This is a genomic window from Microbacterium tumbae (genome assembly GCF_054780175.1).
The window spans coordinates 826073-847326 of the sequence record NZ_BAAGWV010000001.1 but is presented as its reverse complement, the minus strand read 5'-3'; the positions used below and the strand labels follow the sequence as shown (position 1 = coordinate 847326).

General features: G+C 69.3%; 17 protein-coding genes. 15 read left to right on the top strand and 2 right to left on the bottom strand.

Features of this window, described 5'->3' with window-relative positions; genetic code table 11:
• Positions 1–56 precede the first annotated feature (56 nt).
• Complete coding sequence (locus ACYVGQ_RS03930) at positions 57–1103, bottom strand: Gfo/Idh/MocA family protein (RefSeq protein ID WP_460783221.1); 1047 nt, start codon at positions 1101–1103, stop codon at positions 57–59.
• Between the two features lie 60 nt (positions 1104–1163).
• Positions 1164–2390 (bottom strand): MFS transporter, encoded by a 1227-nt coding sequence (locus tag ACYVGQ_RS03925; RefSeq protein ID WP_460783220.1) that lies wholly within the window; start codon positions 2388–2390, stop codon positions 1164–1166.
• A 160-nt stretch (positions 2391–2550) separates the two neighbouring features.
• On the opposite strand from ACYVGQ_RS03925, the gene ACYVGQ_RS03920 reads away from it, so the two are divergent.
• The 15 genes from ACYVGQ_RS03920 (at position 2551) to ACYVGQ_RS03850 (ending at position 21243) form a co-directional block, all read left to right on the top strand.
• Positions 2551–3711, top strand: coding sequence for an ABC transporter ATP-binding protein (locus ACYVGQ_RS03920; RefSeq protein ID WP_460783219.1), 1161 nt, complete (start codon positions 2551–2553; stop codon positions 3709–3711).
• Between the two features lie 5 nt (positions 3712–3716).
• A complete protein-coding gene (locus ACYVGQ_RS03915; RefSeq protein WP_460783218.1) occupies positions 3717–5459 on the top strand; it encodes an ABC transporter permease in 1743 nt (580 codons plus the stop codon).
• 73 nt (positions 5460–5532) lie between these two features.
• A complete protein-coding gene (locus ACYVGQ_RS03910) occupies positions 5533–6576 on the top strand; it encodes an ABC transporter substrate-binding protein (protein ID WP_460783217.1) in 1044 nt (347 codons plus the stop codon).
• A 143-nt stretch (positions 6577–6719) separates the two neighbouring features.
• Entirely contained in the window at positions 6720–9104 is a 2385-nt protein-coding gene (locus tag ACYVGQ_RS03905; RefSeq protein ID WP_460783216.1) for a CaiB/BaiF CoA-transferase family protein, read from the top strand.
• 101 nt (positions 9105–9205) lie between these two features.
• The gene (locus ACYVGQ_RS03900; protein ID WP_460783215.1) at positions 9206–10354 is read left to right on the top strand and encodes a sugar ABC transporter substrate-binding protein; all 1149 of its coding nucleotides are present in this window, start codon (positions 9206–9208) and stop codon (positions 10352–10354) included.
• 58 nt (positions 10355–10412) lie between these two features.
• Complete coding sequence (locus tag ACYVGQ_RS03895; RefSeq protein WP_460783214.1) at positions 10413–11192, top strand: ATP-binding cassette domain-containing protein; 780 nt, start codon at positions 10413–10415, stop codon at positions 11190–11192.
• Positions 11189–12373 carry an ABC transporter permease subunit gene (locus ACYVGQ_RS03890; protein ID WP_460783213.1) on the top strand — a complete coding sequence of 395 codons (1185 nt, stop codon included), beginning with the start codon at positions 11189–11191 and terminating at the stop codon, positions 12371–12373. The genes ACYVGQ_RS03895 and ACYVGQ_RS03890 overlap by 4 nt, the downstream gene beginning before the upstream one ends.
• A gap of 33 nt (positions 12374–12406) precedes the next feature.
• On the top strand, positions 12407–13231 hold the full coding sequence (locus tag ACYVGQ_RS03885) for a cyclase family protein (protein ID WP_460783212.1): 825 nt from the start codon (positions 12407–12409) through the stop codon (positions 13229–13231).
• Complete coding sequence (locus ACYVGQ_RS03880; RefSeq protein ID WP_460783211.1) at positions 13228–14064, top strand: alpha/beta fold hydrolase; 837 nt, start codon at positions 13228–13230, stop codon at positions 14062–14064. Before ACYVGQ_RS03885 ends, ACYVGQ_RS03880 begins: the two co-directional genes overlap by 4 nt.
• Before the next feature lie 112 nt (positions 14065–14176).
• Positions 14177–14953 (top strand): IclR family transcriptional regulator domain-containing protein, encoded by a 777-nt coding sequence (locus ACYVGQ_RS03875; protein ID WP_460783210.1) that lies wholly within the window; start codon positions 14177–14179, stop codon positions 14951–14953.
• A 320-nt stretch (positions 14954–15273) separates the two neighbouring features.
• Positions 15274–16803 (top strand): tripartite tricarboxylate transporter permease, encoded by a 1530-nt coding sequence (locus tag ACYVGQ_RS03870; protein WP_460783209.1) that lies wholly within the window; start codon positions 15274–15276, stop codon positions 16801–16803.
• 17 nt (positions 16804–16820) lie between these two features.
• The gene (locus ACYVGQ_RS03865; RefSeq protein WP_460783208.1) at positions 16821–17810 is read left to right on the top strand and encodes a Bug family tripartite tricarboxylate transporter substrate binding protein; all 990 of its coding nucleotides are present in this window, start codon (positions 16821–16823) and stop codon (positions 17808–17810) included.
• A gap of 39 nt (positions 17811–17849) precedes the next feature.
• Positions 17850–18389, top strand: a complete 540-nt coding sequence (locus ACYVGQ_RS03860; RefSeq protein ID WP_460783207.1) for a tripartite tricarboxylate transporter TctB family protein — start codon at positions 17850–17852, stop codon at positions 18387–18389.
• A 3-nt stretch (positions 18390–18392) separates the two neighbouring features.
• On the top strand, positions 18393–19793 hold the full coding sequence (locus ACYVGQ_RS03855; protein ID WP_460783206.1) for an amidase: 1401 nt from the start codon (positions 18393–18395) through the stop codon (positions 19791–19793).
• Between the two features lie 103 nt (positions 19794–19896).
• Complete coding sequence (locus ACYVGQ_RS03850) at positions 19897–21243, top strand: MFS transporter (protein WP_460783205.1); 1347 nt, start codon at positions 19897–19899, stop codon at positions 21241–21243.
• Positions 21244–21254 lie beyond the last annotated feature (11 nt).

The following is a 21254-nucleotide window of genomic DNA, read 5'->3' as shown; positions in this document are numbered from 1 at the left end:
CTCTGTCGCGGCGTCGGCCCCTCGCGTGCGGCGCCTGGGACCGGCGCGACGGTGGGTCAGCGGGGCCCGAGCTCGATCGTCCCCTCGGTCCAGGAGCGGCGGATCGCGTCGGTGAGCCGCGCGGTGCCGAGCGAGTCGTCGAGTGGGATGCGCGGCGCCTCGTCACCGCGCACGACGCGTCCGAAGTGCTCCACCTCGAGGCGGTACTGGTTCTGGAAAGGGAGCGTCTCCACGCTCTTCCCGGCCGACGTGCGGAGCCTGATGGCGACGTCGCCTCCCGATTCGCGGAGGCGGAAGGCGGGCGACATCCGGATGCTGCCGGCGGTGCCGAAGATCTCGAGATGCGCGCCCGCGGGAGTCTCCATGGAGGCGTACAGCTGCCCGGTCGCGCCGTTGGCGAAGTCGATCTCTCCCGTGACGCTCGTCTCGACCGGATGCCCGCCGGGTGCCGATGCGCTGCTGCGCACGCGGACCGGATCCGCCCCGGCGAAGAGACGCAGCGCATCCGCGCAGTAGCTTCCGAGATCGGCGAGAGCGCCCCCGCCGAGATCGGGCCTGAGGCGGATGCTGGCGGCGGCGAGTGCCGCGTCGTCCAGGATCGGATTGCGCAGCGCGTAGGTCACCCGGATCAGCCTGACCTCGCCGATCGCTCCGTCTGCCAGCAGCTCCATGACGCGCTGGATCCGAGGATGGAAGCGCCACATGAATCCTTCCATGAGCACGCGGTCGCTTCGTCGGGCGGCCTCGGCCATCCTCCGCACCTCGTCCGCGGACATCCCGAGGGGCTTCTCGCAGAGGACGTGCTTGCCGGCCTCGAGCGCGGCGATCGTCCACTCCTCGTGCATGGCGTTCGGCACGGCGATGAACACGGCGTCCACCTCGGGGTCGGCAAGGAGATCACGGTAGTCGCCGTGGGCACGGGGGAGCCGGAACCCGTCGGCGAAGGTCGTCGCGGATGCGCCGCTGCGGCTGCCGATGGCGATGAGACGTGCCTTCTCGGCTTCGCGGATGGCGGGCGCCAGCTCCTCGCGGGCGATCCTCCCCGTGCCGAGGATCCCCCATCGCACGACGTCCGGCCCGTCGTTCGTCTTCTCCGTGTGCATGAGGTCTCCTCGTGGTGCGATGCGGCTCTGGTTCGCTGCGTGTCGGGGTGAGTCCCGCCGTCAGTCGGTCTCCGTCGTCGGCGGGCGGCGTTCGAGGCGCTTCAGGCAGACGAGCGCGGCGACGATCGTCGCGATCGTCAGGGCGATGCCGCCGGAGGCGATCGCCCATCGTGCGCCGATCAGTCCGCCGAGGTAGCCGACGACAGGAGCGCCCAGCGGCGTGCCGGAGAACATCACGACGACGTAGACGCTCATCAACCGCCCGCGCATCGTGGGCGGCGCAGCGAGCTGCATCACCGCGTTGGACGAGGTGAGCACCAGGAGCGCGGTGAAGCCCAGCGGTACCAGGACGATCCCGAGGACCAGCGGAGTGGGCGAGAGGGCAGCGGTGGCGACGAGCATCCCGAGCACGGCCGAGCTGATGGTGAGCAGCCGGAGTCGAGGGCGGGGGAGGGACGCCGCGGTCACCGCCCCGGCCATCGCGCCGACCGCGAGCACGGAGCTCAGGACACCGAACGTGCCGGCGCCGATGGCGAGGTCGTGCCGGGCGAGCATGGCGATGAGCACCTGGAAGTTCAGGCAGAACAGCCCGGCGAAGAGGATGACGACGACCGCGAGCGACAGGTCGGGTCGTTCCCGTACGTAGCGAAGCGCCTGTCCGATGCTGCTCCCGCGGGGTGCGACCACCCTGTCCACGAAGTCGCGCGCGCGCAGCAGGAGGAGGCTGACGAAGGTGGCCAGCGTGCTCGCGCAGAAGACGAGATACAGCGGACCGACCTCGTTCCACACGGTCGCGAGCAGGAAGCCGGCGACCGCCGGTCCCACAGACCGGCCGATGTTGAAGCTCAGCGAGTTCAGCGACACGGCGTTGGAGACGAGGGGATTCGGGACCAGCTCGGTCACGAACGACTGGCGGCTCGGCAGCTCGAAGGCCGTCGCGACCCCGAAGACGAAGGAGAGCGCGGCGAGCGCTGCCAGCGTCATGGTCGCGGTCAGCACCAGGACGCTGATCGCGATGGTCACCAGCAACTGGACGGCGACCGCGGCCGCGAGCACGTACCGCTTGTCGACGCGGTCGACGAGGAGGCCGGCGAAGAGCCCGACGAGCGGCAGGGGGAGGAACTGGACGGCTGCGACGAGGCCCAGCGCCTCCGGCGATCCATCGCTCAGCTCGACGACGAGCCAGTCCTGGGCGACGCGGTGCATCCACGTCCCGGTGTGCGCGATGAAGGACCCGAAGAACATCACACGGTAGTTGCGGATCGTCAGCGCGCGGAAGAGTCTCATCACTGCCGAACAGGCTAGTTCATCTAGCGCACGAATGTACATATCAAGAACATTGCCCCGATCATGTGTCGCGGCGCGGGGCGCCGCGTGCTAGTCTCTTGCTTCGAAACGGCATAAGAACGTATGTACGTATAGCGAACAATCACACCGAGGTGAACAAGTGAGCAGTCAGTCAGCGGTGGCCGAGCAGAACGTCGGCAACGCGGCACCCCTCGAGGTGGCGAATGTGCGGAAGCGGTTCCAGCGCGCGGACGGGCAATGGGTGGATGCCCTCGACGACGTGTCGCTGACCATCGGGAACGGCGAGATGATCGTGCTGCTCGGCCCTTCCGGCTGCGGGAAGACGACGCTGCTGCGCTGCGTCGCAGGCCTGGAGTTCCCCGACGAGGGACTCATGCATCTCGACGGGCGCAAGGTCTACGACCGCGCCGCGGGCATCGCGCTCCCCCCGAACAAGCGCGACATCAACATGATGTTCCAGACCTATGCGCTGTGGCCCCACATGACCCTCGTCGACAACGTGGCATACCCCTTGCGGGTCATGGGGGTGAGTCGCGCGGCCGCGCGCGCGAAGGCGCTCGAATACCTCGAGCTCGTCGGACTCCCGCATCTCGGCAAGCAGTATGCATCCCAGGTCTCCGGCGGTCAGCAGCAGCGCGTCGCGCTGGCGCGGACCCTCGTCGCGGAGCCCGCTCTCGTCCTCTTCGACGAGCCGCTGTCGAACGTGGACGCGAAGGTGCGCATCCAGCTGCGCGCCGAGATCAGCCGGCTTCACCGCGAGCTCGGGTTCGCCGCGCTCTACGTGACGCACGACCAGGCCGAGGCGATGGCGCTCGGCGACCGCGTCGCCGTCATGAACTCGGGCAGGATCGAGGAGTTCGCGGCCCCGACCGAGCTGTACGCCCGGCCGTCCTCGCGCTTCGCAGCGGAGTTCCTCGGATCCGCCAACATCATCGACGCCGAGGTGGTGTCGGCGACGGAGACCGCCACGACGATCCGCGCCGCCGCCGTGGGGGAGATCGCGCTCGACGAGCCGCTCGCCCCTGAGCTGGACGGTGCCGCCGTCGCGCTGATGTGGCGTCCCGAGAATGCGAGGATCACCTCGAGCGCCGCCCCGGTGGAGGACGGATGCTTCGGCATCGAGGGCACTGTCGCGAGCGCCGTCTATGCAGGACCGCACAGCGAATTCGTCGTGTCCACCGCGTCGGGGCGGGACGTGCAGGCGTGGCTCCCCGGCCTCGACTCGCTCGCGGCCTTCGCGCCCGGCGATCGGGTGCGGCTCTCCGTCCCGCGGTCCGCCGTCCGACTGATCGCGAGCTGACCGCCATGTCGGAGAAGTCCCAGAGCGCCGGCGGGGCGCTGACCGCGCTCGACGCCGTGGCGCAGGGCAAGAGCTCGCGCCTGGCCGAGACGCGCAGCCTGCCCTTCTTCCCCGGGATCGTCCTCGCCCTCACCGCGCTGGTGGCGTTCCTCGTCGTCTACCCGCTGGTGCGGATGATCGTCCGCGGAGTCCAGGAGACGGGCGCGAGCGGGATCGTCGAGCTCGTGAACCAGCCATGGTTCCCCACGCTGCTGAGGGACACCGTCGGGGTCACCGTCGTCGCCTCCGTCTGCGCGGTCATCGTGGCGACGCTCCTCGCCTGGATCAACGAGCGGACCGACGCGACGCTGGGCAGCATCGGCGGCGTCCTGCCGCTCATCCCGCTGTTCCTCCCCTCCGTGGCCATGGCCATCGGATGGGTGATGCTCGCCGCGCCCAAGACGGGGTTCCTCAACGGCCTGATGCCGTGGCTCCCGGAGAGCGCTCAGCTCGACATCTACTCGGCCCCGGGGCTCGTGTTCGTGTACACGCTGACGCTCGTGCCCTATGCCTATCTGCCGATCAGCGCCGCCTTCCGCACCATCGACCTGTCCCGCGAGGAGGCGGCGAGGGTGAACGGCGCCGGCAGCGTCCGCGTCTTCTTCAACATCGCGCTGCGCAGCGTGGCCCCGGCCGTGGCCGGTGCGTTCGTCGTGGTCGCGATCGTCGCCTTCGCGCTGTACTCCGTCCCCGTCGTCATCGCGACCAGGGCCGACATCGACATCGTCTCCGTGCGCCTCGTCCGTGCCGTCACCCAGGTGTACCCCGCCGACCTCGACACCGCGCTCGGACTGAGCCTGTTCATGTTCATCGCGCTGGTGCTCCTGTGGATCGCGCAGCAGCGGGTGCTGAGCGGCGGGCGCTTCACCAGGGTGGGGGAGCGCACCGAGGGAGCGTCGAAGACGCGCCTGGGCGGCTGGAAGTGGCTGGCACGGGCGATGGTGATCGGATACGTCATCGCCTCCTCCGTCCTCCCCGTCCTCGCCCTGGTGCTCGTCAGCTTCCAGACGTACTGGAACCCGTCGATCCTCGGCGCCGAGTACACCCTCGCCAACTACGCCTCGGTGCTGGGGAACCGCGTCGCGCAGCAGTCGCTGCTCAACAGCCTCGTGCTCGGCATCCTGGTCGGCATCGCCACGATCATCTCCGGGATGGCGATCCTGCTGTTCCGGGAGGCGACGAAGAACCGGTTCGTGTCGGCGGCCGTCGACGGCGTGGCGAAGATCGCCGGCGTCGTCTCCAGCACGGTCCTCGGCGTGGCGTTCATCCTCGCGTTCGCCGGCCCGCCGTTCTCCCTCGGCTCCACGGTGTGGATCCTGGTGATCGCCTATCTCATCGTCTTCCTGCCGCACGCCGTGATCAACCTGGAGAGCTCCCGGGCGCAGATCCACGGCTCGCTCACCGAGGCGGCCGAGGTCAACGGCGCCACGCGCTGGCGCACGGTACGCACTGTCGTCCTCCCGCTCATGATCCCCGGCATCTTCGCCACCTGGGCGCTGCTCTTCGTCCTCATGACGGGTGAGCTCTCCCTCGCCGTGCTCCTGTCGACACCGCGCACGCCGGTCGTGGGCCTGCAGCTGAGGGACTACTGGGAGCAGGGGTCGTTCACGAACGTCGCGGTGCTCTCGGTCCTGATGACGGTGATCGCCTCCGTCGTGGTCGGGATCCTCCTCTGGCTCGGACGTCCGCGATACGCGCGTCGCAACTGAGCGCGAGCCCGACCAGCACCACCACAGCACGATTCGAACACTAAGGAGTGATATGAGAATCCCACGCAGGAGAATGGCCACCGCGATCGCGGCGATGGGCCTGATCGGCACGCTCGCCCTCAGCGGCTGCGGCGGCGCCGAGGAGCCCGGAGGCGACGACGCCGCCCCGCCCGCGGACTTCGACGCCGTCGTCGAGGCCGCGAAGCAGGAGGGCCAGGTCACCGTCTACACGAGCATCGGCAACGAGACCGTCCGCAACGCCCTCGTCGACGAGTTCCAGGCCGAGTACCCGGAGATCGTCGTCAACATGATCCGGCTCGACTCCGGACCCCTCACGGCGCGCGTCGCCTCGGAGATGGAGGCCGGGAGCCCGACGGCCGACGTCATGCAGCTGGTCGACAACGTGCTCTACGACGACAACCCGGAGTGGTTCCGCACGATCACGCCGGACATCGTCCCGAACGTCGAGGTCTGGCCGGATCGCTTCATCGGCGGCGACGGCACCTACGTCCACCAGCAGGCGAACGAGTTCATCGTCGCCTACAACTCGGACCAGGCGAGCGATGTCCCCACCGACTGGGAGGAGCTGGCGAACTGGGACGGACTCGGGGACGCGCTGATGGCGAACCCGAACTCCTCGGCGTCCTTCATGGGCTGGGCGATGTTCATCCGCGATGAGTTCGGCGACGAGCTGCTCACGCAGTTCGCGGACAACGTCGGCGGCATGTTCGAGAGCTCGGCGACCGCCGCTCAGCAGGTCGCCGCCGGCGAGGTGCCCGTCGTCTTCCCCTCGGTGAAGGAGCTCACCACGGCCGCGGTCACGCAGGGCGCTCCCATCGAGCGTCAGACCACCGACCCGGTGATCGGAACCTCGCACATCTGGGCGATCCCCGACTCGGCCGGCGGCTCTCCCAACGCCGGTGCGCTGTTCCTGAACTTCATGATGTCCAAGGAGGCGGCTCAGATCACCTGCATGGCGGGCGACAACTTCCCGGTCGCCTACGACGACATCCCGGACTGCCCCATCGTCCCGGACGGGCTGGCGCTGATCGCCGACTACTTCCCGGATCTGACGGACGACGTCCGTGCCGAGATCAACGAGGCGCTGGGGCTGTAAGGATCGCATCGGCCGTCGTGCCGGGTCCGCGGGACCCGGCACGACGCGGCGTACCCTCGCTCACGGCGCATCGAAGGCGCCAGTGCCGCGCCTTGGTCGCAGGGCGCGGGCCGGCGGAGCAGGAGAAGAGAGAAGGAGAACTCGTGGTGGACGTGGAGTCGCGGACTGGTGGCGCCGCCCTCGGAGGCATCGTCGTGGTCGACCTGACCACCTCGGTGGCCGGTCAGTTCTGCAGTCGGCTGTTCGCGGACAACGGCGCGACGGTCGCGCTCGTCGAACCGCACGAGGGGCATCGGCTCCGCCGCACCGGGCCACGGGTCACGGGAGCGGACGGCGTGGAGAGATCGACCCTGTTCTGGCATCTCGCGCTCGGCAAGCACAGCATCCTCGAGGATGCGGAAGGCCTCGAGGAGCTCCTCGCGAACGCGGACGTCGTGATCGTCGAGGACGACCGGCCGCTGGCGCCGAGCGCCGCGGATCGACGCGTCGTGATCCGTATCAGTCCGTTCGGCGCGGAGAACGAGCTCTCCGGTTGGAGGGGCGAGGAGCTCGTCTACCAGGCGCTGTCCGGCACGATGCACGAGAACGGGGATCCCGGCGCCGAGCCGCTCTACGGCGTGGGACACCGCGCGTCGTACGCCGCGGGCACCGCCGCGTACACGACGGGCCTCGCGACGCTCTACGGCGGCGGTGACGGCGACCACCTCGTGGACGTCGCCGTCGCAGAGATCGCGGCGAGCATGAACTTCTGCCGCATCGCGCACTACGAGTACAACGGCTCCGAGTTGGGTCGGGATGCCAAGGAGACCCAGCGCGCCGTGGTGAAGGTCAAGGACGGCTACCTCGGCCTCTTCGTGAACGTGAGCAGGTGGGAGGCGACGTGCACCGCGCTCGGCGTCGAGGATCTCATCGCCGATCCGCGGTTCGCACGCCATGAGGATCGCCGGGAGAACTGGCCGCTGTTCCGGCAGGTCCTCGAGGATCGGCTCTCCGACAGCCTGGTCGACGACCTCGTCGAGCGGGGGCAGGAGGCGCGTGCCGTCGTCGCCCGGTCGATGCCGCTTCCCCTGCTTCGCGAGTCGCCGCAGCTGGTGCAACGGGGCTTCTGGGACGACGCCGACACCGGAGCGCTTCCGCAGCTGGGCCCGATGTTCTCCTTCGGAGAGACCGAACAGGTCAGGGGGCGCTCGGCGCCGGAGATCGGCGGTGGCGATCCGCAGCCCCTCGCGCGGCAGCGCGCCGGCCGAGGCTTCGCCCGAGAGGGCGGCGAGCCCGGAGCCCCGCTGTCCGGCGTCCGGGTGCTGGATCTCTCCAGCGCGTGGGCGGGTCCGATGGCGGCCCGGCTGCTGGGCGCGCTCGGCGCCGATGTTCTGAAGGTCGAGGGTCCGGGTCGCATCGACGACTGGCGCGGTGCGGCCCGCGGCGGCGACCTGGACCGGTACCCGGACTTCGAGCCCGATGCGCGGCCCTACGATCGTCATTTCCAGTTCAACACGCAGAACCAGGACAAGCGGGGCATCGTCCTGGACCTCAAATCGTCGGAGGGGCGGGACATCGCGCAGCGTCTCGCCGCACAGCACGACATCGTGATGGCGAACTTCAGCACCGGCGCTCTCGACCGGATGGGCCTCGGATGGGAGGCGCTGCGCGCGGCCGATCCCCGCACGATCCTCCTCGAGATGCCCGCCTACGGCTCGACGGGGCCGATGGCCTCCTGGATCGCGTACGGGCCGAGCATGGAGCTCATGGCGGGGATCGCGGGGCTCGTGGGCTACGGCGACGGGCGGCCGACCGTGACGGGACCGGCGTACAACGATCCGATCGGGGGACTCCATGGCGCCGCTGCGGTCGTGACCGCCCTCGTCGCCAGGCAGGCCACCGGCCGGGGCCAGCACGTCGAGATCGCCCAGCGCGATGCGGCCATGCACTGGATCGGCGAGGAGATCATCGCCGCCGTCGTCACCGGGCGGCAGCCCGTGCCGCGGGGCAACTGGCGTGCGGATGCCGCGCCCCATCGCGCCTACCGGACGGCGGGCGACGACGAGTGGCTCGCCGTCGCCGCCTTCGACGAGGAGGAGTTCGCGGCGCTGTGGCGTGCGGTCGGCGGGGATCTCGCAGACCTTCCTCGACTGTCGTCCCTCGCGGCGAGGAGGGCGGCGGTCGACGAGATCGACGCGGTCGTCGGTGGATGGGCCGCCGGACTCGACAAGAGCACGGCGGCGCAGATCCTCCAGGACGCCGGAGTGCCGGCCGCCGCGGTGCTCAAGGCCGGCGACCTCGCCCGCAGCACCTATCTCGACAGCCGCGGCGTCATCCAGGCGGTGACGCACCGCGAGGCCGGAACGCATCGGTATCCGATCCTCCCCGTGCACATCGACGGCGTTCCGCATCGGGTGCGCCGTGCCGCCCCGTGCTTCGGGGAGCACAACGAGGAGGTCCTCGTCGGAGAACTGGGTCTCAGCCCCGCGGAGTTCGCGGATCTGGTCGCGAGATCGATCGTCGCCGACACCCCGACCGCCGCTCGCTGACCGGTTCTGCGTCCGGCCTTGACAACGGATCGACGCGGTGCCACAGTTTGTTCGCGTAACGCACTTGTGTGCACATAATGTTCATTGACGAAGGAGTCCACATGTTCACAGCACACTCCGGAAAGCCCCGGAACGCCCGCAGGCTCATGCTGGGGGCGGGCCTGGCGACGATCGCGGTCGTCCTGGCCGCCTGCGCCGGCACCGCTCCAGAGGAAGAGGCTCCCTCGGGAGACGGGGGAGGCGCGAGCGGGGAAGGCGTGGTCTTCGACGGGGAGGCGACCGTCGGCTTCGCGATGTACAACGGCGACGTCACGCGCTGGTACAAGTACGACATCCCCAACATCGAGAAGCACCTCGCCGAGTACGCGCCCAACGTGACGCTGGAGGCGTACGACCCCAAGGGCAACGCGGCCACGCAGCTGCAGCAGGTCAACGCGGCCCTCGTGAAGGGGCTCGACTTCCTGCTGATCACGCCCGTGGAGGTCACGCCGACGGCCATCCTCAATGCCGCGAAGCAGAACGATGTGCCCGTCGGCCTCTACCTGAACCCGCCGCAGGACGTCCCCGCGGAGGATGTCGTGGGTCTCGTGGGCGATGGCGACCTCGCCGTCGGCCAGATCCAGGCCGAGTGGGCGCTGGACAACCTCCCCGAAGGGGCGGAGATCGGCGTCATCAGCGGCGACCTCGCGACCGTCTACGCGCAGCGGGAGCGGCAGGGCGTGATCGAGGGACTGCAGTCGGCGATCGACGACGGCACCATCGACGTCGTGGTCGACGACGGAGCGGTCAACTTCGATCCGGCCAACGCGCAGAAGATCGCCGCGGCGGCGCTCGTCGCGCACCCGGACATCGCCGCCTTCATCGTGGCGAACGACGACATGAGCGTCGGCGTCATCAACGCGCTCGAGAACGTCGGCAAGGCCGGGACCGTCAAGGTGATCGGCCTGGACGGCCTGCAGTCCGGTCTGCAGAACATGCTGCGGGGCACGCTCACGGCGACCGTCGCCCGCTCCTTCGACGACCAGGCCGACGCCGCGGCGCAGATCATCGCCTACACGCTCGCCGGCGAGGAGCCGCCGGTGTTCGACGGCACGTACTCCTACAAGACGCCCGAGATCCCCTTCGTGAACATCCCCTTCCACCTCGTGACGCCCGAGAGCATCGATCTTCCGATCGAGTTCGGCAACGTCACGAAGGACGAGGTGTGCGACGGCCTGTCGCCGGAGGAGGGCGGGGACTTCTGCTCCTGAGCCGGCGCAGCCCCCGTCCCGCAGAACCGAGAACCGACAACAGGAAGAAGGGTCGAAGGTGACCGAATCCGTACTCGATCGCCCGCCGGTGTTCGAAGCGAGAGGAATCGCGAAGAGCTTCGGAGGGATCACCGCTCTGGAGGAGGTCACCCTCGCCCTTCGTCCCGGCGTCGTGACGGCACTGGTGGGCGACAACGGCGCCGGGAAGTCCACGTTCGTGAAGTGCATGACAGGCGTCATCCAGCCCGATCACGGCGTGCTGCGCGTGGACGGCCAGGACGTGGAGTTCCGCGACCCCCGCGCGGCGCGCAGGCACGGCATCCAGTCCGTCTTCCAGGATCTCGCCCTGGTCGAGAGCCTCAGCATCATCGAGAACATGTACCTCTGCTCCGAGCTGAGGATCCACGCCTTCGGCATCCCGACTCCCGTGCTGGATCGCACGCGGATGGAGCGGCTGGCCAGCGGGTCCCTGCGGCGGCTCGGCACGACGACCATCCAGGACATCCACGCCAAGGTCGAGTCGCTCTCCGGCGGGCAGCGGCAGAGCATCGCGATCGCCAGGGCCGTCCTCGAGGAGGCGAAGGTGGTGATCCTCGACGAGCCGACCGCGGCGCTCGGGGTCGAGCAGTCGAGGCAGGTGCTCAATCTCATCGCCCGCCTGCGGGAGGAGGGGACCGCCGTCATGGTGATCTCGCACAATCTGAGGGAGGTGTTCGAAGTGAGCGATCAGGTGGCGGTCATGAGGCTCGGTCGCCTGAGGGCGATCTACGAGACCAGCACGGTCACAGAGGAAGAGGTCGTCGCGGCGATCATGGGCGCGGAAGGGGCGCGGTCGTGACCGCCGTCGCCGCTTCCGGCGTCGAGCCGCGGCGCCGGGCGGACAGGACGAACCCCTTCGTCAGGGTGCTGCGGCTGCCGCAGGCTCCGATGATCCTCGCGCTGATCGTCGTCGTGCTGTTCTTCCAGCTCGCCACCGGGTACTTCCTGCGGGCGCAGAACATCTCCAACCTGCTCGTCGAGATGGTTCCGCTCGCGCTCATCGCCATCGCCTCGGCGATCATGATCCTGATGGGCGAGATCGACCTCTCACTCGGGTCCGTCGCGGGATTCACGGCTGCGCTCGGGGTGTCGTCGATGGCGAACCTCGGCTGGTCCTGGCAGGCGGGACTCCTCGTCTTCGTCGTCGCCGGCGTCGCGGTCGGAGCCCTGCAGGGCCTGATCGTGGTGCTGGGCAAGATCCGGTCCTTCGTGCTGACCCTCGCCGGCTACCTCGTCTTCTACGGCGTCCAGCTCGCCCTGCTCGGACCGAGCTCCCGCGTCGCGCTGCCCACCTCTCCACTGTCGAACCTCGCGTTCGCGAAGCTGCCGCTGTGGGTCGCCCTCACGATCGTCGTGCTGCTCACCGCACTGCTGGCGTACCAGGCGGTCTCACGCTGGCGCCATCACGCCGAGGCCCTCCCGCATCTGCTGCTGCGCCTCATCGCCCCGGTCGTCGCTCTGCTGGCCGGTGTCGTCGTGGCGCTCTACCTGGAGCAGTCCGGCGGGTTCCCGCTGCAGTTCGCGATCCTCGTCATCCTCATCGTCGTGGTGTGGTTCGTCCTCACCCAGACCGTGGGAGGACGTCACCTCTACGCCGTCGGGGGGAACCCGAAGGCTGCGCGGGAGAACGGCATCCGCACCGGCCTCGTCCGATGGACGGGGTTCCTCGTCGCCGGGGGGCTCGCGGGCCTGGCAGGCCTCGCCCTCGCCTCGTACACCTCCGGCGCGGACAGCACCACCGGCACGGGGTCGCTCCTGCTCTCCGGCATCGGCGCGGCGGTGATCGGCGGCATCAGCCTCCTCGGCGGTCGTGGGTCGGTGTGGGGAGCGTTCTGCGGGGCGATCCTCCTGGCCGCGGTGCAGAACGGGTTGAACCTCATGGCCCTCGCCAACTACCTCATCTACATCGTGCAGGGGCTGGTCGTCCTCGGCGCCCTCCTGCTCGACGCCAACATCCGCCGGAGACTGGTGTCATCGTGACCGGGACGACTCCGCACAGCGAAAGGACTGCACATGAGCAGTGACGCGTTCATCGAGGCGATCACGAAGGGCGTCGAGATCTACGACCTCGGCCGTCCTCTGGCGAACGGCATTCCGCAGTCCCCCGACCACCCGCAGTTCCGGATGAGCGTGAGCCGTCGTCATGGAGACCTGATGAGGGCGGACGGGTCCACCGGCGCGAACGAGATCCTCTTCACCGGCGGGCATGTCGGCACCCACATCGATGCGCTGTCGCACATCTCCTTCGAGGGGATGCTCCACGGCGGGATCGCGGTGTCGGACGCGATGCAGGGCGGGCGATTCGTGCGTCACGGCGCCGAGGAGGTCGGCCCCTGGGTGTGCAGGGGAGTGCTCCTGGACATCCCGCGCGCGCTCGGCAGAGAGCGCCTGGACGGTGACGACGAGGTGCGTCCGGAGGATCTGGACGCGGCTCTCGCGCGCGCAGGCGTCGAGATCGGGCAGGGTGACGTCGTCCTCGTCCGCACGGGATGGGGCGCGGTCTTCGACGACAGGGCCCTCTTCGAAGGCGGCGAGTCGGGGATGCCCGGTGTCGGAGTCCCCGGTGCGCGATGGCTCGCGGATCGTCGGCCCCGGGCCGTCGGCTCGGACACGATCGCCTTCGAGCACCTGGGGCCCTCCTCGGCCGGCGGGCTCCCCGCGCACAAGCTGCTCATCGTCGACGAGGGCATCCACATCATCGAGACCATGGACCTGGAGACGATCGCCGCCGCCGGCGTGGCGGAGTTCGCCTTCGTCCTCTCCCCGCTGCCGCTCGTGGGTGCGACAGGGGCGCCGGTCCGTCCGCTCGCCCTGGTCCGCGAGGACGCCTCGCGATGACGGCGCAGTACGTCCGCAGCCATGACGGGCTGCGGCTGCACGCCGACGTCTCCGGGAACCCGGACGGGCGTCCGATCGTCTTCGTGCACGGCTGGTCGCAGAGCCATCTCTCCTGGATCGAGCAGATCCGCGACCCGCAGCTGGCGGATGAGTTCTCGCTGATCGCGGTCGATCTGCGCGGGCACGGGACCTCGGACGCGCCTCTCGGCGATCCGGAGGTCTATCGGGCGAGCGAGATCTGGGCGCAGGACCTGGATGGCGTGATCGGGGCGTTCACGAGCGCACCGCCGGTCCTCGTCGGCTGGTCGTACGGCGGTTTCGTGATCGGCGACTATCTGCGTCGCTACGGGGATGCGGCGATCGCGGGCGTCAACTTCGTGGACTGGGCGGTCATCATGGGAGCATCCGGCGGCGAGGCCGGTCTCATCGGCGGCGGCTTCTTCGACTACTACGACGGCGCGGTCTCGGATGACCTCGGCGAGAACATCGCCGCGATGCGCGGTTTCGTCCGCGCCTGCACCGCCGTCCCCCTGAGCACGGATCGGGTGGAGGAGATCCTCGCGTTCAACATGACGGTGACGCCCTTCGTACGGTGGGCGATGACGACCCGTCCCGACAGCGACAACACGCCGGAGCTGCGCGCCCTGACGGTCCCGGTGCTGTCGACCCAGGGCGCGCAGGACGACGTCGCGCTGCCGGCCGCCGCGGAGTACATCCGGCGTAACGTCGCGGACTGTCGGATATCGCTCTACGACGGTGCAGGGCACTCGCCCTTCCTGGAGTTCCCCGAGAGGTTCAACCGGGAGCTCGGCGAGTTCGCGCGATCGCTCTGAGGGCCGGGGGCGGCGGGCTCCCCGCGTGCTGCTGACGCGGACGTTCCCCGTCGTGCCGTAGTGTCGGGGGCAGGATCGCGCGGCCGATGCCGGCCGGATGAGGAGAGATCGCATGGAACCAAAGTCGACCGACTTCGTCCAGTCGCTCGAGCGGGGGCTCAGCGTGATTCGCGCCTTCGACGTCGACAATCCTCATCTCACCCTGAGCGAGGTGGCGCAGCGCACCGATCTGACCCGCGCCGCGGCTCGGCGTTTCCTCCTCACCCTCCAGCGCCTCGGGTATGTCCGCAGCGATCGCAAGCACTTCTCGCTTCGCCCTCGCGTGCTCGAGCTCGGATACGCCTATCTCTCGTCACTCGGCCTTCCCGAGGTCGCGATGCCGCACCTGGAGCAGGTGGTCGCCGAGGTGCAGCTGTCCTCCTCCGTCTCCGTGCTGGACGATCAGGACATCATCTATGTCGCCCGGGTCATGACGAGGCGGATCATGTCGGTGAACATCAACGTCGGCACCCGGCTTCCCGCGGCGTCCACGTCGATGGGCCGCGTGCTGCTGGCCGGCCTCGACGAGGCCGAGCTGGACGAGTTCCTGGACAGGGCCGCCCTCATCGCGCACACCGCCTCGACCGTCGTCGACCGAGCCGCCCTCCGCGGCGTCATCGCGGAGGTCAGGGAGGCCGGCTGGGCGATGGTCGATCAGGAGCTGGAGCTCGGACTGCGCGCCATCGCCGTCCCGATCCGCGACGCCCAGGGCAAGACGGTCGCGGCGATGAACCTGTCCGCTCCCGCCGTCACCGTCACCGCGGACGAGGTCGTCGAGCGCTTCCTCGAGCCGCTGCAGCGGCATGCGCAGGCGATCGAGGAGGACTTCAGGGTCGTCGACCGGTCATGAGGCGGGTGCGGATGCCGTGAGGCCGTCCGTCCGCTGATGCGCCGATCGTCCGCCGCGCTCGCCGTGCTCCCGGACGGATGCCCCGCCGCGGGACCGAGCGTTCCGTCGCGCCGCGGGGGGCGCGTTCCGTCGCAGAGCGCGCACCCCTCGCTTTCGTCGTCGGGTCCGTCCCTGGACGATCGCGTCGGTGATCCGCCCTGCCGCGCGCGAGCCGATCCGGTTCGCGCGCCTCTGAGGGTTGACAGTCCCCAGAGGCGCTGATTGAATGTAAAGCGCACAAACGTTCGCTATCCGAACGTTTGACTCGATGAGGAGGCGCGTTGGACACCTGGGCATTGCTGCTGGACGGCTTCTCCACGGCGCTTCAACCGCAGAACCTGCTGTTCGCCCTCGTCGGATGCGCGCTCGGCATGATGGTGGGCATCCTTCCCGGAGTGGGACCGATCGCCGGCATCTCGATCCTGCTGCCGCTGAGCTTCTACCTCGACGCGACGGGCTCGATCATCATGCTCGCGGCGATCTACTACGGTGCGATGTACGGCGGGACGATCACGACGGTCCTCCTCAACGTCCCCGGCGAGGGCTCGTCGGCCATCACCGCGATCGACGGCTATCAGATGGCGAAACAGGGCCGGGCGGGATCCGCCCTCGGCATCGCCGCGATCGGCTCGTTCATCGGGGGCACGGTCGCGACCGTCCTGCTCGTGCTGGCAGCTCCCACGCTCGCCGGCCTCGCGCTCTCGTTCGGTCCGCCGGAGATGTTCGCCCTCCTCGTCTTCGCGATCTGCCTGCTGGTGGGCCTCGGAAGCCGATCGGTGCTGCTGAGCCTCGTCTCCGGCGCCGTCGGCCTTGTCCTCGTGCTCCCGGGGACCGACCTCTTCACCGGCATGCCGCGTCTCACGTTCGGCCATCTGGAACTGCTGAGCGGTCTCGACTTCGTCCCGATCATCATGGGGCTGTTCGGGCTCGGCGAGATCCTGTACAACGCCCATCTCCGGTATGCCCCGGCATACGCCCACGCGAAGGCGTCGGCTCGCGTCACGCGGCAGGACCTGAAGGAGTCGTCCGGCGCGATCGCCCGCGGTTCGGTGCTCGGCTCCGTCCTCGGGATCATCCCCGGCATCGGGACCGTCGCGCCGACCCTGATGTCCTACGCGCTCGAGAAGAAGGTCTCCAAGCATCCGGAGGCGTTCGGCAAGGGCGCGATCCAGGGGGTCGCGGGGCCGGAGACGACCAACAACGCCTATGCCAACTCGGCGATGATCCCGCTGTTCACCCTCGGCATCCCGGCCTCGCCGACGATCGCGGTCCTCATGGGCGCCTTCCTCATCAACGGGCTCACGCCTGGACCGAAGCTCTTCGAGTCGAACCCGGTGCTGGTCTGGGGCATCATCGCGAGCCTCTTCGTCGGCAACGCGATCCTCCTGATCATGAACCTCCCGCTCATCCGGATCTGGGTGCAGATCGTGCGGATCCCCTACAACCTCCTCTTCCCGCTGATCATCGCGTTCATGGTGATCGGCTCGTACTCGGTCAACAAGAGCCTCTGGGACATCGGAGTCCTCATCGCCTTCGGCCTGTTCGGGTACTTCGCGAAGCTCATCGACTTCCCGATCGTCCCCATCGCTCTGACGCTCATCCTCGGGCCGCTGCTGGAGAAGTCGCTCCGGCAGTCCATCCAGTACTCCGGCGGCGACCCCGCCGTGTTCTTCCGCGGGCCCATCTCGACGACCTTTCTCGTGATCGCCCTGCTCGTGGTCACGTTCCCCCTGTGGAGCCGGCTCATCGCACCGGTCTCCACGAAGCTGTTCCGATCCGCGGCACGCCAGGCGGACCGCATCCCTCAGTGACGAGAGAGAAGACGCACATGAAGCACCTGCTCAAGCTCGCGGCCATCGGCACCGCGACGACCCTCCTGATGGCCGGCTGCGCCGGCAACGCCTCGCCGGCTCCGGCGCCGGAGGGGGACGACGGGCCGTGGGAGCCGACGGAGCCGATCACGCTGGTCATCCCCTATGGCGCCGGCGGCGCAACGGACACCATCGGCCGGATCCTCGCAGATCACATGGAGGACACCCTCGGTGTGCCCGTGGTCGTCGAGAACATGGCGGGCGGAGTCGGAGCCGTCGGCGTGCAGTCCGTGTACAACGCGGCCCCGGACGGATACACCATCGCGATGGCCTCCGGCTCCATCCAGACGATCGTCCCGCACACCACCGAGCTCGGCTACGACATCTTCGACATGGAGTTCATCGGCTCCACCCACGAGTCGGTCGCGGCGCGTTTCGTCCGCGCGGACAGTCCGTACGAGACCATCGAGGACCTCGTCGAGGCGGGCACGAGCGGCACGGACCTCGTGGACATCACCAGTGGCGGCTTCGGCCTGCCCGACATCGGCACGGCGATGCTCAGCGACGCCGTCGGCGGGCTCGACTACCGCCCGCTGGCGACCGACGGCGGTGCGGAGGCGGTGCTCCGGCTCCTCGCGGGCGACGGCGACATGGGACAGAACTCCGCGGCCACCACCGTGCAGTACATCGAGACCGGTGAGCTTCGGCCGCTGCTCATCGAGTCCGGATCATGGCCCCTCCTGGAGGAGATGGGCGTTCCCACCTCCGAGGAGCTCTACGGCTATTCGACGGTCAATCCGTCGTCGCTCCTGCTCCCGCCCGGGACGCCGGAGAACATCCGGAGCACCCTGGAGGATGCGGTGCGCGTCGCGCTCGAGGACGAGACGGTGTTCGAGCGGATGGCGGCGACCGCTGAACTGATCCAATTCCGGACGGGGGCCGAAGCCAAGGAGTACGCCCAGGCGGCCTATGACCGGTTCGAGCCGATCATCGACCAGCTCGGCTGAGTCGCAGTCGCGACGGGCGCTCCGAACGGAGGAGAGAAGATGAGTGAGACGCAGGCGGCTGCCGTGGATGCTGTGGATCAGCAGGGCAGAGGGTGGGTGAAGGCGCTCAGGGCGATCTTCGCGGCGCTCCTCGCAGGAGTCGGCGGATACCTGGTGATCGCAGCGGAAGGTCTGGGCTATCTCGACAGGACGGGAGCGCCCGGCCCCGGCTTCTTCCCGCGCTGGGTGGGTCTGCTCCTCGTCGTCCTCGCGATCGCCTGGGGGATCTCCGAGCTGCGCGCGCCGCTGTCGGCGCAGATCGAGCAGGATCTGGATCCGCGCGGATGGCTGCGCAGCGCGCGGTTCCTGCTGGCGCTCATCGCCTTCGTCGTGCTCCTGATCCCTCTCGGCTACGTGATCTCGAGTCTCGCCTTCATGCTGTTCCTGACCTTCACCGTCGGCAGGACGCGGGGACGGTGGTGGGTGAACGTCCTCGTGTCGCTCGCCGTCAGCGTCGGCGCGCATCTCCTCTTCGTGCAGGGACTCGGGGTGACGCTTCCGCCCTCGCCCATCCCGTTCCTCGCCGCCGTCGGCCTGTGAAGGATGGGCGAACACCTGGAGGAGGAGCTCATCGCGACGCGGGTGCGCGAGCGGTTCCGGCGCATGGTCGAGGGGGCGGACCTGAATGCCGTCGTGACCCGTGCCGAGTCGAGCGCGTCCGCGTCCGCGGCGGCTCTCGACCGCGATCCCGATCGTGCCGGTGCGCTCCGGGGCATGACGATCGGCGTCAAGGACAACATCGACACGGCCGGCATCCGGACCACCGCCGGGTCCCGCGTCTTCGCGGGCAACGTGCCGGCGGTGGACGCCTTCGCCGTCGAGCGGATCCGCGCGGAGGACGGGATCATCGTCGCGAAGCTCAACATGGGCGAGTTCGCGCTGGGGGGAACGACGCAGAACACGCCGTGGGGCGCCTGCCGCAATCCGTGGGATCCCCGTCGCATCCCCGGCGGCTCCAGCGGCGGATCGGGCGCGGCGGTGGCGACGGGGATGGTCGATGCCAGCCTCGCGACCGACACCGGCGGATCGATCCGGGTGCCCGCCGCGGCCAACGGCGTGCTCGGTCTGCGCCCGACGCGCGGGCGGATCTCGGTGCGGGGCATCCTGCCTCTGAGCCCGTCTCTCGACACCGTCGGACCGCTGGCGAGGGACGCCGGGACGCTGGCGCGCGTGTTCGATGCGATCGACCGCTTCGATCGCCGGGATCCGCTGAGCGTCGACGGACCGCGGGTGCCGCTCGCCCCCGGGCTGTCCCGCGGGGTCGCAGGGATGAGGATCGGCCTCGCCACGGGGTACTTCGCGGATCGGGTGGATGCCGGGGCCGCCGAGGCGCTGGCCGGACTCTTGCCCATCCTCGACGAGGCCGGCTGCACGATCGTGCCCGTGGAGATCGGAGGTGCGGAGGAGGCCAGGCGGCATCTGTCCAGCATCCTGTTCGCGGAGTCGGCCGTCGTGCACGCTGGAAGGCTGGCGGGCGAGGATGACGACCTTCTCGTCTCCGGTACGCCCGAACGGCTCCGTCGCGGTGCGGGAGTGGGGGCGGCCGATGTGGTGCGTGCGATCTCCTGGCGGCATGGCTGGCAGCGGCGGATCGAGACGCTTCTCGACACGGTCGACGTCGTGCTGACCCCGACGATGCCGTGCGATGTCCCGCTGGCTGTGGAGGAGGCGGGGGACATCGATCGGTTCGCGCACGTCTGGGCGATGTTCAGCGGGCCCACCCTCTCCATCCCCTGCGGGTTCCATCCGGTCTCGGGGATGCCGGTGGGGGCTCAGCTCACCGCCGCGCCGTGGCGGGAGCACCTGCTGCTGAGGCTCGCGCAGGCCGTCCAGGTGAGGACGGGGTGGCACCGGCGCCGACCCGAGGGCGGTCGCGCCTCGGCTCCCCGCGATGTCGTCGGCGCGGCAGGACATTCCCCTGAAGGTCCCGATCCGCTACGCTGATTACAGTCAGCGCACATTCGTGCGCACAGCGAACATCAAGGAGGATGTCAATGATGATCTCTTGTCGTGGCATGAGGCCACCGCAGTCCAGGCGGGTCGGCGCGTGAGCGCCGGAGTCGGCGCCGGACTCGACGCGCCGAAGCTCAAGGGGTTCCGGCGGAAGGTCGCCGTCCTCTCCAGCATGGGTCTGTTCCTCGACGGGTTCGACCTCACGATCATCGCGGCGGCCGGCCTGCTGATCGCCAGCCACTTCAGCCTGGAGGGACCGCTGCTGGGCCTCGTCAACGCCTCGGCCCTGATCGGCATGTTCCTCGGTGCGCTCGTCGGCGGCTGGCTGACCGACCGCCTCGGCCGGAAGAAGATGTACACGATCGTTCTCGTCGGCTTCGTCGCCTTCGCCGTGCTGACGGCGGCCTCCCAGGAGGTGTGGCAGCTCGTGGGCGGCCGCGTGCTGCTGGGAATGTGCATCGGAGCGGACTACGCGATCGCAGCGGTGCTCACCGCCGAGTTCGCGGGCAAGAGCGATCGCGGCCGGCTGGTCGTCGGCATGAGCGCGGCCACCAACCTGGGCAACGTCGCCGCCTACATCACCGCCATCGTCCTGATGGGGACCGGCGGAGACGCCTGGCGCTGGATGCTCCTCGTCGGGGCGGGACTCGCCCTGATCGTCGCCTACCTCCGGCGCACCATCCCCGAGTCGCCTCGCTGGCTGGTCCAGCAGGGGCGGACGGAGGATGCCGCGCGGATCATGCGGGAGATCACGGGCGAGGAGATCGATCCCGCGACCATCGTCCCGCCGACGACGCCCAAGGAGCCGTGGAGCAGGCTCTTCTCCGGTCGCTTCCTCCGGCGGACGATCTTCGTGTGCTCCTTCTGGTTCCTGTTCGGCGCCGCGTATTACGGCATCTCCCTCTTCTCACCGCAGATCGTCCAGTCGATCGCCGGCACCGACCAGGTGCTGACCTATGTCGGCTCGGGGCTCATCGCGCTGCTCGGTGTCTGCGGCGCGCTCCTCGGCGCCTATCTCGTCGAGATCTGGGGCCGGCGCACCGGCATCATCACCGGCTTCGCCGTCATGCTGGTCGCCCTGCTGATCCTCACCCTCCTCGGCGGTCAGGCGCCGCTCGGTATCGTCATCGTCCTCGTCGGCGTGACGATGATCGGCGGGCAGGTCGGCCCTGGCACGCTCAACCTCCTCTACCCCAGCGAGCTCTTCCCGACCGCGCTGCGCGCGAGGGCGGTCGGGCTGGGAACGGCGGTCAGCCGGATCGGCTCCATCCTCGGCGTGCTCGTCTTCCCGACGCTGATCGCCGCGTGGGGACTGGGCAACGCTCTCTGGCTCTTCGTGACTCTCGCCGGTCTCGGGCTGCTCGTGTCGATCTTCATGGCTCCTGAGACGAAGGGCCGCAGCCTCGAGGACATCTCGGAGGACGTGCCGGCGGCCCGATGAGCCGGAGCGCC

What these genes read in the sequence shown, in the direction of transcription:
- ACYVGQ_RS03865 (WP_460783208.1), top strand. Translation starts at nt 16,821, where the DNA reads ATGAAGCACCTGCTCAAGCTCGCGGCCATCGGCACCGCGACGACCCTC.
- ACYVGQ_RS03915 (WP_460783218.1), top strand. Translation starts at nt 3,717, where the DNA reads ATGTCGGAGAAGTCCCAGAGCGCCGGCGGGGCGCTGACCGCGCTCGAC.
- ACYVGQ_RS03860 (WP_460783207.1), top strand. Translation starts at nt 17,850, where the DNA reads ATGAGTGAGACGCAGGCGGCTGCCGTGGATGCTGTGGATCAGCAGGGC.
- ACYVGQ_RS03900 (WP_460783215.1), top strand. Translation starts at nt 9,206, where the DNA reads ATGTTCACAGCACACTCCGGAAAGCCCCGGAACGCCCGCAGGCTCATG.
- ACYVGQ_RS03855 (WP_460783206.1), top strand. Translation starts at nt 18,393, where the DNA reads ATGGGCGAACACCTGGAGGAGGAGCTCATCGCGACGCGGGTGCGCGAG.
- ACYVGQ_RS03925 (WP_460783220.1), bottom strand. Translation starts at nt 2,390, where the DNA reads ATGAGACTCTTCCGCGCGCTGACGATCCGCAACTACCGTGTGATGTTC.
- ACYVGQ_RS03875 (WP_460783210.1), top strand. Translation starts at nt 14,177, where the DNA reads ATGGAACCAAAGTCGACCGACTTCGTCCAGTCGCTCGAGCGGGGGCTC.
- ACYVGQ_RS03885 (WP_460783212.1), top strand. Translation starts at nt 12,407, where the DNA reads ATGAGCAGTGACGCGTTCATCGAGGCGATCACGAAGGGCGTCGAGATC.
- ACYVGQ_RS03880 (WP_460783211.1), top strand. Translation starts at nt 13,228, where the DNA reads ATGACGGCGCAGTACGTCCGCAGCCATGACGGGCTGCGGCTGCACGCC.
- ACYVGQ_RS03930 (WP_460783221.1), bottom strand. Translation starts at nt 1,103, where the DNA reads ATGCACACGGAGAAGACGAACGACGGGCCGGACGTCGTGCGATGGGGG.
- ACYVGQ_RS03910 (WP_460783217.1), top strand. Translation starts at nt 5,533, where the DNA reads ATGGCCACCGCGATCGCGGCGATGGGCCTGATCGGCACGCTCGCCCTC.